Here is a 16,586-nt window from a genome sequence, read left to right as displayed (position 1 = left end):
CACGGATCCCCCGGTGATCATGAAGCGTAGAGAACTCCATGATCGGGTGAGCCGTGCCTGCCTTGCTGCAACCACCTACTGGCGGACGCCCTTAGTCGGGTAGCCGGGTCACGGCGACGTGATCCGGCTACCCGACTAAGGGCTGGGAGGACGTCAACTGCCAGGTGCTCAGCGCGAGTTTGACCGCGCCGGTCTGGAGATCGGCGGTCTCGACGGTCGCGATCGCGATGCTCTTGGTGCCGCGGTCGCGGATGCAGAGCAGTCGGCCGCCGTTCACCTGGGCGAAGCCGACGTGGGCTTCGGGCTGGGTGTCGATCGCGGCGTCGCACTGGGCCGGGGTGGACGACGGGTCGGTCAGCACGGCGAAGTCGGAGAGTTCGTAGCCGGCCGCGCTGAAGGAGTCGGCCGAAGCGCTGCCGGCGGGGCTCTCGTGCGTCAGGGCGAGCGCCCACTTGGGGGTGGTGACGGCCGGGGCCGTCTTTCCGCCGACCAGGTCGACCTGGTACGCCTGGGTGGCGAACAGGGCTGCCGGGATGCTCAGTTCGACCTTGCTCACCAGCGGGAGGTAGCTCGCCGCGGCGGCGGGCGCCGAGCCGGGGGCGCTGGGCGCGCCGGTGGAGGCGCCGGTGGGCGCGGTCGCGGGGGCCGTCGCGGGTGCGACCGGGGGCTTGGTGGCGGCCGGGACCTGGGCGGCGGCCGTGCCGACGCCGGCGCTGGCGCTGGCGCTGGTGCCGGTGCCGGTGCCGGTGCCGGCGCCGGTGCCGGTGCCGGTGGTCGACTTGTCGTTGCGGGTCAGCACCACCCCGGCCAGCGTGCCGCCGAGCGCCACGGCCACGGCGACGGCCAGCAGGGCCTTCCAGGAGACGCCTCCGGTCCTGGTCTGCGGCGCCGCGGCGGCCGACACGGCCCCGCCGGTCGGAACCGTCCGCTCCGGCGGCTGCACCCGCGTGGTGGGCAGCTCACCGAACGACGGCGGCGGCACCGCTGCCGGCGTAGGCATAGGCGTCGGCCCAGGAGCGTCGGGCGCGAGTGCCGTCGCCAGCACGGTGGGGGTCGGCAGCGTCCTGGGCAGGTCGGAGCGCCGGGTGATCTCGGAGGACACCGGCGCCGGGAGCCAGTCGTCGGCGAACCGCAGCTGCCCGCCGACCTCGGGGTGGTTGCGGGCGGTCTCGATGATCTCGGCCGGTGTGGGACGGTCCGCGGGCGACTTGGCCAGGCACCGTTCCAGCAGGGCGCGCAGTTCGGCGGGCACCGCGTCCAGCTCCGGCCGCTCGTGCACCACCCGGTAGAGCACCGCGGTGTCCGGTCCCTCGCCGAACGGCTGCACGCCGCTCGCCACGTAGGCGGCCAGCGCGCCCAGCGCGAAGACGTCGGTGGCCGGGGTGACCGCCGCGCCCTGGGCCTGCTCGGGCGACATGAACGCGGGTGAGCCGATCCGCAGGCCGGTACCGGTCAGCGCGGTGGCGTCGGCGGCCCTGGCGATGCCGAAGTCGATCACCCGCGGGCCGTCGGCGGCGACCAGCACGTTGGCGGGCTTGAGGTCGCGGTGCACCACGTCGACGCCGTGGATCGCCTGCAGCGCCTCGGCGATGCCGCCCATCAGCAGCAGCACGGTGCGCACCGGCAGCGCGCCGTGCTCGCGCACCACCTGCTGCAGCGAGGGGCCCGGCACGTAGGCGGTGACCAGCCAGGGGCTGTCGGCCTCGGTGCCAGCGTCGATCACCTGGGCGGTGTAGAGGCCGTGGATCCGCTGGGCGTTGGCCACCTCCTGGGTGAACCGGCGGTGGAACTCCGGGTCCTCGGCGAACTCGGGACGGACCACCTTGAGCGCCACCGGGCGCCCGCCGGGGGTGTAGGAGAGGTAGACCCGCCCCATCCCGCCGGCCCCGAGCCGTGCGTACAGCCGGTAGCCGGCCACTTCGGTCGGGTCCTCCGCCTGGAGGGGCTGGAAGGCGGGCGGTGGCGGTGCGGCGTGCTGCGGGTCGGCTGCAGACATGGGCGGAACACATCCTAACTGTTCGTCAACTACCAAACCTCAGATCTGATTCGAGCGAACCGCCGGGACGCCGTGCGGGCTCACGGAGAGGAGGCTAGCGTTTTGTTCAACAATCCTACAAGGGGCGAAGTGGGCTCCTCCCCAACGGATTTGGACGCGCGCCGCCCGACGCCCCGGCTCGCGGACCCGCTGTCGTACCGGCCCGGTAGCGTCCGACGGACGACGTCGCGACCGGACCCATGGACGGGAGTCCCCTTGACCGAGTACGAGACGCGGGCCAGGCTCGCCGCCCTGCTCCTCGACGACCTCTGGCCCGAGCTGGACCGGGCCGGCCTGAACGTCGTGGAGTACGACCCCGCATGGCAGTCCCCCTGCCGGACGGGGGACCCCACCCCCGACGGCACGATCCGCTGGAAACCCGTACCGATGGAGCCGGCCCCGGACTTCGCGGAGCTCGAACGCGCGCTCGCCGAGACCGGCACGACCTTGCACCCGGACGTGGCCGCGCTCTACGGCAGCTTCTGGTGCGGCCCGGTGGACGGACTGGAGCACTCCGGCGAACCGGTGTCGCTCCGCACCCTGTGGAACGAGGAGGAACTCCGCCACACCGTCCACGGCCTGGCCGACCACGCGCGCCGCCAGGCGGCGGAGTCGGGCGGTGCCATCACCTTCCCCGTCGCCGGCACCGAGTCCGACCTGTTCTTCGTCCTCGACAACGCCACCGGCGCGATCCTGCTCCAGGAAGCCGGCCACCACGGCGGTCGCCCGGTCGCACCGTCACTCGCGGAGTTCCTCGCGGCCCTGTAGCTCGCGGCCCTGCAGCAGGTCCCGCGCGCCTCCGCCGAGGCACCTCCGTCCCGTACCGACCCGATCAGGGGCCGATGTATCATCGCCCGTCCGCCGGACGCTCCGCCGCGCGCTCCGCCGCAGCGGCGGGACGGCCACCCGGATTCCGCTGCGCTCGGGCCCAACTTCGTGAAGACTGAGTGAAGTTGACGTGCGCCGAGCAGTGTGGCGCACGTCGATTCCCCATGCGATACCTGACACGGCAGCACCGCACAGTGCCATTCCGAGGAAGTCCACGAGACGAGGAACGCACTCATGAGCATCGGCACACGAGCCCTGCGCGCCGCAGGCGCCGCCACCATCGCCCTGGCCGCCGTCGGCACGCTCACGCTGGGCGCGGCCGGCACCGCGGCGGCCGACACCGATCCGGCGCCCAACACGGCCGTCGACCTGCCCCTCCCGTTCCCCAGCACCTGGACCGACCCCGTCGCGGTCAACAACAGCGGGGTGATCGTCGGCACCGCCACGAACAGCGCCAACCAGGACTCCGCAGTCCGCTGGAGCCCGGACCTCACCCCCACCGTCCTCCCGCACCTGCCCGGGGACACGTACAGCCGCGCCGCGGCCGTCAGCGACGACGGCACCGCCTTCGGCTACTCCGGGGACTACCACCCGGTGCGCTGGGCCCCCGACGGCACGCTCACCCGGCTGCCGCTGCTGCCCGAGGACGCCGGCGGCTGGGGCTACATCTACACGGCCAGCCGCACCGGCATCGTGGTCGGATCCTCCGAACACGCCCTGGCCTCCCACGGGGTGATCTGGACCCCGGACGGCAAGGTCGTCCGGCTCGCCCCGCTGGCCGGCGACGTCAGCAGCCAGGCCGTGACGGTCAACAGCTCGGGCGAGTCGGCCGGGGTGTCCCGTTCGGCCGACGGCACCACCCACCCGGTGAAGTGGCACGCGGACGGCACCCCGGTCGCGCTCGACCCGGCCCACGCCTACACCGGCGCGTGGGTCGTCCAGATCAACGACGCCGGCACCGTGGTCGCCAAGGACGCCACACCGGCCGGCGCCCCGAACAGCGAGTGGCGCTCCCTGACCTGGAGCGCCGACGGCACCGTCACCGACCTGGGCCGCCACTCCACCGCGAACGCGATCAACGCCTCGGGCACCGTCGTCGGCCGGCAGGCCGGGGCGGACGACATCGACTACACCGCCACGAGTTGGGGCCCGGACGGAACCGCCACCACGATCGGCTCCGCCTACGACTACACCACGGCCGTCGCCGTCAACAACGCCGGCGCCTCCGTCGGGTACACCGGCACCAAGGTGCCGTCCGACCAGCACCGCTACGCCCTCCGCTACGAGACCGACGGGAGCCTGACCGAACTCAACGCACTGCCGGAAACCTCCAACTCCTACGCCGAGTTCATCACCGGCTCCGGCCTGACCGTCGGCGTCCGGATCGGCTACCCGGCCCCGGGCAGCTCCACCCACGTCCCGGTGATCTGGCGCCCCTGACCACCACCCGCCGCTCGGGGCCCGGCGGTGAGCTTCAGAGCGTGGTCCGCAGGGCGGCCGCGGCGGCGACCAGGTCGTCGAGTCGGCGGAACTCCCGCTGGTCCTCCTCGGTCTCCGCGGAGGACCACAGGAGGTAGGAGCCGTCGTCCCGCCGGCGGATCAGCAGTTCGCCCGGCTGCTCGCGGTAGGAGTCCTTCGCCAGCCGCAGTGTCCACATCGAGAAGAACGGGAACATCGGCGCGAGCTGCGGCTCGGCGCGCAGGGCGGTGAGCAGGTCCCGGTACTGCGCGAAGGCCGGGTCGCCGAGCTGCAGGTCCCACATCACGGCCACCTGGTCGCCCTCGTCGTACCCCCGGCCCAGCCTGCTGGACGTCATGAAGGGGAAGCGCCGGGAGAGTTCGGCGAGGGTCGCGCCGTGCTGCCACGCCGCGAGGACGCCGGCGGCCTCGGCGATGTCGGCGGTGCTGCCGTTCGCCCAGTTCGCGAACCATCCCCGGTCGCTGAACAGCGCGATGTCGAACCCGGGTTCCGCGCCCCGGAGGGCGACCTCCATCCGCCCCCGCGGCGAGTCGAACCACGCGGCCGTCGGCTCCCGGTCGACCCCGGGGGCAGGCGATCCGCCGCCGAGGTCGAGGCCGTGCTCGGCCGCGGTCGCGCGGAGCGCGGCGGTGAGACCCCCGTGCCGGGCGAGCTCCGGATGGTGCTCGGAGAAGTCCGGCGGGTGGCCGCCGATCACGTCGGTCACGTCGGTCATGGCAGGGTCCGTCCTGTACGTACTGCGCCCCGTGGTCGGGGCGAAGGACGACCATAACGGAGGACGGCCGGGTCGGCCGATGCCGGCGGGCGCCAAAAGGAAGCGGGCACCAAAGCGGGCGCCAAAGCGGGTGCCAAAAGGAAATGGAAGGGAGAATCCTCTCCCTTCCATTTCCAATCTATAGCGCACCGGGGGGCTTGCGGCAAGGCCCGGTTCACGGCGCAGAATGGTCGGCCGATGCCCCGCTACCTGCGGAAATGCGGGCAGGACGGGTGGCCCGGCGGGGCGGGGCGTCCGGCCGGGCCGGTCCGGGGGATGGTGAAGGTGGAGAGGGTTGACGCCGTGTTCGAGGAGCGTGCTGGAGGTGTCGCGATGACCGGGCGGTACGTGCTGGGATTCCACGAGGTGGACGAGTCGCAGGTCGCGGTGGTCGGGGGCAAGGGCGCGCACCTGGGTGCGCTGTCGCGGATCGAGGGTGTCCGGGTTCCGGCCGGTTTCTGCGTGACGACGGACGCCTTCCGGCGGATCGTCGCCGAAGTACCGTCGCTCGACGGGTTGCTCGACGAGCTGGCGGGTTCGGACCCGGAGGACCGGGAGGCGGTCCGCACGCTCAGCGCGCGGATCCGGCGGACCGTCGAGGAGACGGCCGTCCCGTCCGAGCTCGCGGCGGCGATCACCGGGGCGCTCGCCGGGTTCGGTGAGCGGGTGGCCGTCGCCGTCCGGTCCAGCGCGACGGCGGAGGACCTGCCGACGGCCTCGTTCGCCGGGCAGCAGGACAGCTACCTGAACGTCGTGGGGCCGGAGGCCGTCCTGCGGCACGTCAGCCGGTGCTGGGCGTCGCTGTTCACCGAGCGGGCCGTGACGTACCGGCGGCGCAACGGGATCGACCACCGGGCGGTCCAGATGGCCGTGGTGGTGCAGCGGATGGTGTTCCCGCAGGCGTCCGGCGTGCTGTTCACGGCCGACCCGGTCACGGGCGACCGGAGGAGCGCCGTCGTGGACGCCGGCTTCGGGCTCGGCGAGGCCCTGGTCTCCGGCCTGGTGAACCCGGACGTCTTCACGGTGCGGGACGGCGAGGTCGTCACCAGCACGATCGCCGCCAAGCAGCGGGCCGTGCTGGCGCTTCCGGCCGGCGGGACGCACGAGGTGGCGATCGACCCGCAGCGGCAGGGGCAGCCGGCGCTGACGGAGGCGGAGGTGGTGCGGCTGGTCCGGCTCGGGCGCCGGATCGAGGGGCATTTCGGGCGCCCGCAGGACATCGAATGGTGCCTGGTGGACGGTGACTTCCAGGTCGTCCAGAGCCGGCCGATCACGACGCTGTTCCCGATTCCGGAGGCCGACGACCGGGACAACCACGTCTACGTCTCCGTCGGCCACGGCCAGATGATGACCGACCCCATGAAGCCCCTGGGGCTCTCGATGTGGCGGCTGACGGCCATGGTGCCGATGCACGAGGCCGGCGGGAGGCTGTTCGTCGACGTCACCCGGCGGCTGGCCTCGCCCGCGGGCCGCGCCGCCCTGCTGGAGGTCATGGAGCGGGGCGATCCGCTGATCAGGGACGCCCTGGAGACCGTCCTCGGCCGGGAGGGGTTCGTTCCGGCGGCCCCTGACCCGGGTACCGGGGCGTCTCCGGCAACAGCGACAGCGACAGCGACAGCGACAGCCGCAGCGACCGCGTCCGCCCCGTCCGCCCCGATCGAGACCGACCCGGAGCTCGTCATCGGGCTGGTCGAACGCAGCCGGGAGTCCATCGCCGCCCTGGAGCGCGACATCCGGACGAAGTCCGGACCGGAGCTGTTCGACTTCCTGCTGGAGGCCTTCGAGGAGCACAAGCGGTTCCTCCGCGACCCGCTGAGCTTCAAGGCGATCATGGCGGGGATGGAGGCCACCTGGTGGCTCAACGATCACCTGCTGGAGTGGCTGGGCGAGAAGAACGCGGCCGACACGCTCACGCTGTCCGCCCCCGGCAACATCACCTCGCAGATGGGCCTGGCCCTGCTCGACGTCGCCGACGTGATCCGCCCGAAGCCGGAGGTGGTGGCGTTCCTGCGCGAGGTCGGGGATGGCAACGTCCCGGACGCCGGCTTCCCGGACGGCAACCTCCCGGACACCGACTTCCCGGACGGCGACTTCCTCGTGGGGCTGGACGGGCTCCCGGGCGGGAGCGAGGTGCGGGAGGCCGTCGAGGGCTACCTCGACCGGTTCGGCATGCGCTGCGTCGGCGAGATCGACATCACGCGGACGCGGTGGCACGAGCACCCCGCCACCCTGCTGCCCGCACTCCTCGACAACGTCAGGAACTTCGAACCGGGCGCCGCCGCGCGGCGGTTCGAGGACGGGCTGCGCAGGGCGCGGGACGAGGAGCGGGACGTGCTGGCGCGCCTGCGGGCGCTGCCGGACGGGGACCGGAAGGCCGAGGAGACCAAGCGGATGATCGACCGGGTCCGGACCTTCATCGGGTACCGGGAGTACCCGAAGTACGCCATCATCAGCCGCTACGCCGTCTACAAGCGGGCCCTGCTGGCGGAGGCCGACCGCCTGGTGCGGAGCGGGGTGCTCCGGGAGCGGGAGGACGCCTTCTACCTCACCTTCCAGGAACTCCAGGAGGCGGTGCGCACCCACCGGGTGGACGAGCGACTCGTCCGGCAGCGCGCGGAGGCGTTCCGGTCGTACCACGCGCTCACCCCGCCCCGGGTGCTCACCTCGGACGGTGAGGCCCTCAGCGGGGCGTACCGGCGCGACGACGTGCCGGACGGCGCCCTGGTCGGCGTTCCGGTCTCGGCCGGAACCGTGGAGGGCAGGGCCCGGGTCGTCCGGGACCTGGCGGACGCCGATCTCGCGCCGGGCGACATCCTGGTCGCGCCCTTCACCGACCCCAGCTGGTCGCCGCTGTTCGTCGGCATCGCGGGCCTGGTGACGGAGGTGGGCGGTCAGATGACCCACGGCGCGGTGATCGCCCGGGAGTACGGTCTGCCGACCGTGGTGGGGGTGGAGCAGGCGACCCGGCTGATCCGGGACGGGCAGCGGATCCGCGTGCACGGAACGGACGGGTACGTCGAGCTCCTCTCCTGATCCGACCCAACCCGGCCCCGGGCGGCCCGGCCGCCGGGGTGCCGGTCCCCTACCGGGGCTGCGTGGCGATCTGGATCAGGTTGCCGCAGGTGTCGTCGAAGACCGCGGTGGTGACGGGGCCCAGCTCCAGGGGCTCCTGGGTGAAGTGGACGCCGAGGCCGCCCAGCCGCTCGTGCTCCGCCCGTACGTCCGCGACGGCGAACTGGGCGAGCGGGATGCCGTCCTCGACGAGTGCGTCGCGGTAGGCCCTGGCGGCCGGGTGGCCGGCGGGTTCCAGGAGGAGTTCGGGGCCCTCGGGGTTCTCGGGGGAGACGACGGTGAGCCAGCGGGCGCCGCCGCCGAGCGGGACGTCGTGCTTCTTCACGAAACCGAGGACCTCCGTGTAGAAGTGCTCGGCCTCGGCCTGGTCGTCGACGAAGACGCTGGTCAGGTGGATCTTCACGGGCTCTGCTCCTGGGTGCTGGAGGGGTCGGGCACGGGCCAGCGGTCGACTATCCGCCGCAGCGGGGCCGTGTTCAGGTCGTGGAACTTGTAACGGCCCTCCCGTCGGGTCTCGACGAGGCCGGCGGCCTCCAGCACGGCGAGGTGCTGCGAGACCCCCTGGCGGGAGAGGTCGAGCTGATGCTTCATGGTCAGCCGCGAGCAGATCTCGAACAGCGTCTGCCCGGACTTCTCCGCGAGCTCGTCGAGGATGGTGCGGCGGGTGGGGTCCGCCAGGGCTTTGAAGAGGTCGTCGGCCACAACTTCAGGATAGGCAAGTCAGGACTTGCCTATCAAGTCCGCCGACTCGGCGCGCTGCCGGCCTGCTCGGTGACTCGCTGCCGTCCGGAAGGCGCGGTTACCTGGAGACAGGACCCGGGGCACACCGGTCCGGGCCCTTCCCCCCACCTGACCACCTGACCAGCTGGCCAGCTGACGTAAGGACGTTCCCATGCGCGGAGCAGTGATCCACGCCCCTGGCGATGTGCGCTTCGAGACCCTGGACGACCCGAGGATCCTCGCTCCCACCGATGCGATCATCCGCACGGCGGTCACCTGCGTCTGCGGCTCCGACCTGTGGCCCTGGCGCGGCCTGGACGCGACCGACGCGGCCCACCCGATGGGCCACGAGTACGTCGGCTTCGTCGAGGAGGTCGGTTCCGCGGTCACCGGCCTGCAGCCCGGCCAGTTCGTCGTCGGCTCGTTCGCGACCTCGGACAACACCTGCGCCAACTGCCGCAACGGCTGGCAGTCGAACTGCCTGGAGCGCGAGTTCATGTCCACCTGCCAGGCCGAGTACGTACGGATCCCGAACGCCGCCGGCACCCTGGTCGCCACCGACGGCGTGCCGGACGAGGAGTTCTGGCCGGGCCTGCTGACCGTCTCCGACGTGCTGGGCACCGGCTGGTACGCCGCCGACGCCGCCCAGGTCCGCCCCGGCTCCACCGCCGTGGTCGTCGGCGACGGCGCGGTCGGCCTGTGCGCGGTGATCGCCGCGAAGGAACAGGGCGCGGAGCGGATCATCGCCATGTCGCGCCACGAGAGCCGGCAGAAGCTCGCCCTCGAATTCGGCGCCACCGACATCGTCGGCGAGCGCGGCGAGGACGGCATCGCCCGGATCAAGGAGCTGACCGGCGGCATCGGCGCCGACAGCGTGCTGGAGTGCGTCGGCACCGCCCAGTCCATGCGGCAGGCCCTGCACTCGGCCCGGCCGGGCGGCAGCGTGGGCTTCGTCGGCGTGCCCCACGAGGTCGCGATCGACGGCCAGGAGCTGTTCCACTCCCACGTCGGCCTGCGCGACGGGCCCGCCCCCGTCCGCCGCTACCTGCCCGACCTGATCGACCGCGTGCTGACCGGCCGGATCGACCCCGGCAAGGTCTTCGACCTCACCCTGCCCCTGGAGCGGGTCGCCGACGGCTACCGCGCCATGGACGAGCGCCGCGCGATCAAGACCCTGCTCAAGCCCTGACCTGACCCCCTCGACCCCTCACCCCCGCCCCGAGGACGGAACCCCGTGCAGATCACCCGCAGCTCGATCGACACCCGCAAGGGCCCGGCCGACTGGTTCACCGGCGACGTCTACATCGACGCCGTCGCCGCCGCCCCCGCGCCCTCCCGGGTCACCGCCAACCTGGTGCACTTCATGCCCGGCGCCCGCACCCACTGGCACCGCCACCCGCTCGGCCAGACCGTCTTCGTCACCGAAGGCGTCGGCCTGTGCCAGCGCCGAGGCGGCCCCGTCGAGGTCATCCGCCCCGGTGACCGCGTCCTGTTCGAAGCGGACGAGGAGCACTGGCACGGCGCCGCACCGAACCGCCTGATGGTCCACCTGGCCATCAACGAGGGCGACGCCGACCACGACGTCGTCCACTGGCTGACCCCCGTCACCGACGAGGAGTACGCCACAGCACCCGCCGCCGACTGACCCCTCCCCCGCCGGGTCCGGCGCTCACTCCGGCAACTGCTCGAAGGCCATGCGGACGGCCGCAGGAATCCGCCCGCGGTCGTGCACGACCAGGCCGTGGGCGCGGGCCCAGTGGCGTATCGGCTCGTCCTCGGGGCGGGTCCGCTCCGGAGCGCGGGGCCGGGCCGGCCGGCCCGGGCCGCTCCAGTCCCCGGTGGAGACGCCCTCCAGCAGGTCGGCCGTCTGCTGGAAGAAGGCGGCCAGGGAGGCGTACACCCCCTCCTCGGGGCCGTACGGCTCCGACCACGTCCCGACGGTTCCGTGGACGGTGTCCAGGAACGTTCCGTAGTAGCCGTCGCGCTCCGCGGCGATCGGCACCCACTCCCGGCGCCACAACGGCCGGTCGGGCTCCGGGGACGGTCCCGCCTCCCCGGCGGCCGACTGTCTGCGGTGGACCGACTGGACGTCCGTCAGGCCCAGCAGCAGACCGCCGCCGGGCAGCGGGACGTCGCAGCCGTGCGTCACCACGCACGGCTGCGCGTCGGACCGCGCCGCGGCGTCCAGGTCGTTCGCCAGGAACCACCACCGCAGCTCCTCCGGCAGCTCCAGGCCCATGGCCAGCTCGGCCCGGCGGACGGCCTCCGCGTCCCCCGGACCGCCGAGGGCCGCGAAGCGCCCCGGGTCGTGCCGTTCCAGCCGGCCGACCACCCGGCCCCAGGCCTCCCGTACGTCTCCCGCCCCACCCATCGGACTGCCACCACCCTCCCGCGACCATCGCTGATCATCTACGGGGCCGACAGTAGCCGGGGCCACTGACAGTGACCGGTACGGCGGCCGGGGGCAGCAGCGGCTCGGGTCCGGAGGGTCAGCGGCTCGGTGCGGGCTGCTCCGGGGCGAGGGAGTTGCCGGCCGGGATGTGGCCGCAGTCGGAGGGCGCGGGGCGGCCGGCGAAGCGGTCGTTCAGCCAGCCGAGGGCCTGCGGGGCCCAGACGACCGGGACGCCGAAGTGGCTCAGCGCGTCGTACTGCTGGTACGAGACCGCTCCGGTGCCGGTCGCGCAGTACTGGCGGGCGAGCGCCCGTACGTCCCCGGCGACCATGACGCCGTCGCCCGTGCCGATGCCGGCCGGGTTGCCGAAGGTGCCCTCCAGGACGCCGCCGTTGCCCTGGGCGATGTAGCCGGGCGCGGTCGGGGTCGGCGCCGAGCCGAGGTTGATCCGGTTGGCGGACGTGACGTAGGGCTCCACCGAGTTCGGGTCGGCGTACTGGGGCTTGACGATCGCCTGCCAGGTCAGCCCCGGGTAGTGGCCGAGGCCGTCGACGAGCGAGGCGTGCTCCAGCTGCCGGTAGACCGACCGGCCGTAGTCGTTCAGGTAGGGCGTGAGGTCGATGTCGTACGAGCGCGAGACCCCGATCAGTGCCATCGGGATGATCCCGCTCCAGACCAGCGAGCCGTTCATGTACTTGACGTTGTGCGCCGGGTCCACCATCAGCCCGCCCTCGGCGTAGCCGACCAGTCTGGCGTTCACGTCGGGCGCGTAGCTCGGCGCGAGCGCGGCCGCCCAGTTGGTGGCGATGGCGCCGCCGGAGTACCCGAGCAGCCCGACGCGGGTGTCCGCGGTCAGGCCGGTCGCCTGGGATCCGGTGGCGGCGCGGATCGAGTCCAGGGTGCTGGTCCCGTACTCCGGCCCGGCCCCGAAGTCGGCGCTCTGGCCCTCGGTGTCCGGGATCACCACGCTGTAGCCCTGGGCGAGCAGCGGCACCACGAAGATCGCCTCGACGTTCGGGATCAGCCCGCCGATGCTGAGGTTCCCGGCCACCGCCCGGGAGGGGCCGTCCTCCGGGTTGAGCGAGTCGTAGAAGGACTGGTACGAGACGGCCTTGCTGCCGTCCCCGGTCAGGCTGCGGAGCACGGTGGTGACATTGGCGACCGCGCGCCCCTGGGCGTCGGTGGTGCGGTAGAGCAGCTGGACGGCCGTGACCGGGGTGGGCAGCCCCAGGACGTGGTACGGCAGGGTGCGCGTCCTGAGCACGGTGCCCGGCGCGAGCGAGGCCAGCGGGGTGCTGCCGTCGTAGGCGTAGAAGGGGTCGCTCGCGGCGGCGGCAGCCGAGCGCGCGGCGGTGGGACGGTCCGCCGCCGAGGCCGGGCCGACCGCGACGGCCGTGGCGGTGGCGGTCAGGGCGGTGGTGACGGCGGCGGCGAGCAGCCTGGACGTGCGCTTGCGCATGACTCCCCCGGGTGGCTGGGATTCCTGACGGTCCGTCCGGTCCGTCGGGGGACGTGTACCACCGGCCCGTGTTACCAACCGGTAGGTAGCGTCCCGGAGAACATCATGGCGAGGGCCGGGCACGCTGTCCCCGGGTGCGACCACAGAAATTCCCGCGGCGGTTTGTGACGGATCACAAGGCGCCCCTGTCCGCGCCGGTGCGCCCCCTTCCACGCCGGCGCGCCCCCCGTCCACGGAGTGGCCCCTTCCGCGCGGCGGCCCCTTCCGCGCGGCGGCCCGTCAGCCCTGGACGCCCAGCCAGCGGCGGAAGGCGAAGCGCAGGCGGCCGGGGACCGGGCGGCCGGCGACGACCGCCTCGAAGCGGCGGTGCTCACGGGCGGCCCGGAGCACCGCGAGGTCGTGGGTGCCGGGGACGGGCGGGGCCGCCTCGCCCTGCTGGGCGGCGCGGTAGCTGTCCACGAGGTGCTGCTGCAGTGCGTTCATGCGCCCACCGTGCACCACGGCCGTCCCACCGGTCCCGTCGATTGACAACCCCCGTCAAATGACGACCCCCGGTAAATGCCCTGGTCACCCCACCCGGCACCATGGAGGGGTGAGCGTGACGATCGACATCACCGGACTGCCCCACGAGCGGATCACCTTCGGCCCCTCGCCGCTGGCCGAGCTCGGCAACGCGCTGCACGCGCTCGCCGAGCCGGCCCACCACCCCCGGCTGCACGCCTGGACGACGGCGACCAACGGCTCCCTCGAACCGGAACTGGCCGGCCGGATGCTGGAGGCCGACTTCATGTGGCGGTCGACGCGCGCCGACTTCCTGATGCCCGCGTGCCCCCGGCCGACCCTCGCCGAGGAGCTGGACGACCTCGACCGGATGGACGACGAGAGCTTCGTCGCCACCGCCCTGGAGATCTCCTGCAGCTCCCGGCACTACCCCAAGGGACTGCCGTCCCCCCTGGTCGACCCCTGGGCCCGGCGCCGGGCGCTCGACCTGGCGGCGGCCCGCGGCCCGCACCAGGCCGCGTTCGTCGAACGGATGCTCGCCGACCCCACCGGCACCCGGGCGTGGATCCGCCGGCTCCTGGAGGACTGCGACCGGGCGTTCTTCGCCGACACCTGGCGCCGGGTCCACGTCCAGCTCACCGCCGACGCCCAGCAGAAGAACGACCTGCTGCGCCGCCAGGGCCTGGCCGCGGCGCTCACGGCGGCGTCACCGGCGCTGAGCCTGGAGGAGGACGAGCACGGCAGCCGCATCGTCGTCGACAAGCTGGTGCACGGCCGCACCGACGCCCGCGGCCGCGCCGTCACCCTGATCCCCAGCGTCTTCGGCTGGCCGCACCTGTTCACCCTGTACGGGCCGGGCTGGCAGCCCGTGATCCAGTACCCGGCCGCGGCCCACGAGATCGGCGGCGCCGAGCCCGTGGAGACGGTCAAGCTGCGCCTGGACGCGCTGACCCACCCGATGCGGATGAACCTGTGCCGCAACCTGGCGCGCGCCGCGTACTCGACGAACGAGCTGGCCGACGCGTACGGCCTCACCGCCCCCGAGGTCTCCCGCCACCTCTCCGTCCTGCGCAAGGCCGGGCTGCTGGTCACCCGGCGCCGGGGGCGCTACGTCCTCCACCAGCTCGACATCTCCGTGGTGGCCCGGATCGGCAGCGACTTCCTGGAGTCCGTCCTGCGCTGACGGTCCGGCGTGCCGGACCTGACAGCGGTCCCGTCCCGGTAAGGCCGGGTGGATCAGGCTGCTCCCGTAGGCGAAGACCACGGCCCCCTCACCCCCGCCCTGCACCAACCGGTGCTCGCACTCACCCAGGCGATCACCCCGGCCGGCGACCCGCGCTACCTGCCCCGTCTCACCGCGGCACTCGCCGCCGACACCGCGACCGGCGGCGGGTGCGGCCGGCCCCGGCCGTACCCGCCGCCTAGGCGGGCTCGTTGACAGATCATGCGAATGATCACAACGGCCGCCCACAGCCGGCGCGCCCTGCTCACCACGGCGGCCGGGGCCGCCACCGGCCTGGCGCTGACCGCCGCCGGGCCGGCCCGGGCCGCGGAACGGCCCGACGGGCAACCGGAGCGACCGGAGCGGCGGGTCGCCGTGCTGGGTGGCGGGGTCTCCGGGCTGAGCGCGGCGCAGGAACTGGCCGAGCGCGGCTACCTGGTGACGGTCTACGAGCGCAATGACGTGCTGGGCGGCAAGGCCCGCAGCATGGACGTGCCAGGCACCGCCCGCGGCGGCCGGCGGCCACTGCCCGGCGAACACGGCTTCCGCTTCTTCCCCGGCTTCTACCGCAACCTCCCCGACACCCTGCGCCGGATCCCGCTGCCGGCCGGGGCGGCGGGCCGCACCGTCCACGACAACCTGGTCAACGGCACCGAGGAGCTTTTCCCCCGCGCCGCCGGACGACCGGCCCTGCGGCTGCCGTTCCGTACCGTGACCACTCCCCCGCTGCTCCAGGAGCTGCTGCCCGACGCGCTGCTGCAGACGCTGACGGGTCTGCTGGACACCGCCCTGCACCTGCCGGCCACCGAGGTGGCGTACTTCGCCAACCGGCTGCTGGTCCACTTCACCAGCTGCGAACGGCGCCGTGACGAGCAGTGGGAGCGGGTCCCGTGGTGGCGGTTCATCCGGGCCGACGAGATGTCGTACGACTACCAGCGGCTGCTCGGCATCGGCCTCACCCGCAACCTCGTCGCCACCAAGGCCGAGGAGGCCAGCACCCGCACCGTCGCCCGGATCCTCCAGGCGTTCGTCTACAACGTGCTGGGCCAGGGCTGCGACGGCGAGCCGGACCGGGTGCTCAACGCCCCGACCAGCGAGGCCTGGATCGGCCCCTGGGAGGCCCGACTGCGCGCCCTCGGCGTCCGGTTCGAACTCGGCTCCGAGGTGGAGGAGTTGACGTACGAAGGCGGCCGGATCACCGGCGTGCGGCTGCGCGACGCGGCCGCTCCCGTCGTCGCCGACCACTACATCAGCGCGATGCCCGTCGAACACGCCCGCGCCACCTGGGGCCCCGCCCTGCGCGCCGCCGACCCCCGACTCGCGCGCTGCGACCGGCTGCGCACCGACTGGATGGTCGGCGTGCAGTTCTACCTGCGCCGCCGCACCCCGATCGTGCACGGCCACGTCGACCTGGTCGACTCGCCCTGGTCCGTCACCTGCATCGGCCAGGCCCAGTTCTGGCCCGTCCGGGACTTCCGCCGCGACTACGGCGACGGGCAGGTGGCCGAGTGCCTCTCGGCGATCGTCTCGGAGTGGAACCTCCCGGGGATCGTCTACGGCAAGCCTGCGCTCAAGTGCACCCGCGAGGAGGTGGTGCGCGAGACCTGGGCCCAGCTCAAGGACTCGCTGAACAGCGGCGGCCGGCGCGTGCTGGACGACGCGGACCTGGTCACCTGGTTCATCGACCCGGCCGTCACCGGCCTCGGCGGCCCGGCCCCGGCCAACCGCGAACAGCTGCTGGTCCACCCGGCGGGCACCCTGTACGACCGCCCGCCCGCCGCGACCGCCGTGCCCAACCTCTTCCTGGCCGGCGACTACGTCGCCACCGACATCGACCTGGCCACCATGGAGGGCGCCAACGAGTCCGCCCGCCGCGCCGTCAACGCCCTGCTCGACGCCGACGGTTCACCGGCGCCGCGCTGCACGGTGTGGCCGCTGTACCGGCCGCCGGAGCTGGCCGCCCTCCAGCAGGAGGACGAGGCCCGCTACCGTCGCGGCCTGCCGAACGCCCTCGACCTGGGCTGACGACGGGCGATGCTCTTATGGATGTCAAGCAGCGGTGGTGAGCTGCTCGGCGGTGATGGATGTAGTGCTGGGTGTGGTCAGGACCTGGTAGATCTCGCG

The 16,586-nt window shown here is 73.3% G+C and carries 14 protein-coding genes; 7 read left to right on the top strand and 7 right to left on the bottom strand.

From position 1 onward, the window contains the following. Positions 1-127 precede the first annotated feature (127 nt). Positions 128-1,996, bottom strand: coding sequence for a serine/threonine-protein kinase (locus tag ABTZ03_RS42965; protein ID WP_350518717.1), 1,869 nt, complete (start codon positions 1,994-1,996; stop codon positions 128-130). A 255-nt stretch (positions 1,997-2,251) separates the two neighbouring features. On the opposite strand from ABTZ03_RS42965, the gene ABTZ03_RS42960 reads away from it, so the two are divergent. Next, a complete protein-coding gene (locus tag ABTZ03_RS42960; RefSeq protein WP_350518716.1) occupies positions 2,252-2,803 on the top strand; it encodes a SecY-interacting protein Syd in 552 nt (183 codons plus the stop codon). A 294-nt stretch (positions 2,804-3,097) separates the two neighbouring features. Continuing rightward, positions 3,098-4,303 (top strand): hypothetical protein, encoded by a 1,206-nt coding sequence (locus tag ABTZ03_RS42955; protein WP_350518715.1) that lies wholly within the window; start codon positions 3,098-3,100, stop codon positions 4,301-4,303. A 34-nt stretch (positions 4,304-4,337) separates the two neighbouring features. On the opposite strand, the gene ABTZ03_RS42950 is transcribed toward ABTZ03_RS42955, so the two are convergent. Continuing rightward, positions 4,338-5,057: a hypothetical protein gene (locus ABTZ03_RS42950; RefSeq protein ID WP_350518714.1), complete on the bottom strand. Its 720-nt coding sequence runs from the start codon at positions 5,055-5,057 to the stop codon at positions 4,338-4,340. Positions 5,058-5,429: 372 nt separating this feature from the next. On the opposite strand from ABTZ03_RS42950, the gene rph reads away from it, so the two are divergent. After that, positions 5,430-8,129 (top strand): rifamycin-inactivating phosphotransferase, encoded by a 2,700-nt coding sequence (gene rph, locus ABTZ03_RS42945; protein WP_350518718.1) that lies wholly within the window; start codon positions 5,430-5,432, stop codon positions 8,127-8,129. A 49-nt stretch (positions 8,130-8,178) separates the two neighbouring features. Here the strand turns inward: rph and ABTZ03_RS42940 are convergent, their stop codons facing one another. Together ABTZ03_RS42940 and ABTZ03_RS42935 are read right to left on the bottom strand one after the other, a co-directional pair. Continuing rightward, entirely contained in the window at positions 8,179-8,571 is a 393-nt protein-coding gene (locus tag ABTZ03_RS42940; RefSeq protein WP_350518713.1) for a VOC family protein, read from the bottom strand. Continuing rightward, on the bottom strand, positions 8,568-8,870 hold the full coding sequence (locus tag ABTZ03_RS42935; RefSeq protein WP_350518712.1) for an ArsR/SmtB family transcription factor: 303 nt from the start codon (positions 8,868-8,870) through the stop codon (positions 8,568-8,570). Before ABTZ03_RS42935 ends, ABTZ03_RS42940 begins: the two co-directional genes overlap by 4 nt. Positions 8,871-9,060: 190 nt before the next feature. Between ABTZ03_RS42935 and ABTZ03_RS42930 the strand changes: the two genes are divergently transcribed. Then, positions 9,061-10,077, top strand: coding sequence for a zinc-dependent alcohol dehydrogenase family protein (locus ABTZ03_RS42930; protein WP_350518711.1), 1,017 nt, complete (start codon positions 9,061-9,063; stop codon positions 10,075-10,077). 45 nt (positions 10,078-10,122) lie between these two features. After that, positions 10,123-10,533 (top strand): (R)-mandelonitrile lyase, encoded by a 411-nt coding sequence (locus ABTZ03_RS42925; RefSeq protein WP_350518710.1) that lies wholly within the window; start codon positions 10,123-10,125, stop codon positions 10,531-10,533. Positions 10,534-10,557: 24 nt separating this feature from the next. On the opposite strand, the gene ABTZ03_RS42920 is transcribed toward ABTZ03_RS42925, so the two are convergent. From ABTZ03_RS42920 to ABTZ03_RS42910, 3 genes are all read right to left on the bottom strand, one after another. Then, a complete protein-coding gene (locus tag ABTZ03_RS42920; protein ID WP_350518709.1) occupies positions 10,558-11,259 on the bottom strand; it encodes an Lsr2 family DNA-binding protein in 702 nt (233 codons plus the stop codon). Positions 11,260-11,377: 118 nt separating this feature from the next. Beyond that, positions 11,378-12,739, bottom strand: a complete 1,362-nt coding sequence (locus ABTZ03_RS42915; protein ID WP_350518708.1) for a lipase family protein — start codon at positions 12,737-12,739, stop codon at positions 11,378-11,380. A gap of 279 nt (positions 12,740-13,018) precedes the next feature. After that, positions 13,019-13,222, bottom strand: coding sequence for a hypothetical protein (locus ABTZ03_RS42910; RefSeq protein ID WP_350518707.1), 204 nt, complete (start codon positions 13,220-13,222; stop codon positions 13,019-13,021). A gap of 109 nt (positions 13,223-13,331) precedes the next feature. On the opposite strand from ABTZ03_RS42910, the gene ABTZ03_RS42905 reads away from it, so the two are divergent. Beyond that, positions 13,332-14,423 (top strand): DUF5937 family protein, encoded by a 1,092-nt coding sequence (locus tag ABTZ03_RS42905; RefSeq protein ID WP_350518706.1) that lies wholly within the window; start codon positions 13,332-13,334, stop codon positions 14,421-14,423. Positions 14,424-14,684: 261 nt separating this feature from the next. Further along, complete coding sequence (locus ABTZ03_RS42900) at positions 14,685-16,487, top strand: hydroxysqualene dehydroxylase (RefSeq protein WP_350518705.1); 1,803 nt, start codon at positions 14,685-14,687, stop codon at positions 16,485-16,487. The last annotated feature ends 99 nt before the right edge of the window (positions 16,488-16,586 follow it).

The sequence above is a fragment of the Kitasatospora sp. NPDC096077 genome, from assembly GCF_040303245.1.
Lineage (GTDB): Bacteria > Actinomycetota > Actinomycetes > Streptomycetales > Streptomycetaceae > Kitasatospora.
Note: the sequence above shows the minus strand (reverse complement) of the source record. Positions and strands in the feature narration are given on the sequence as shown.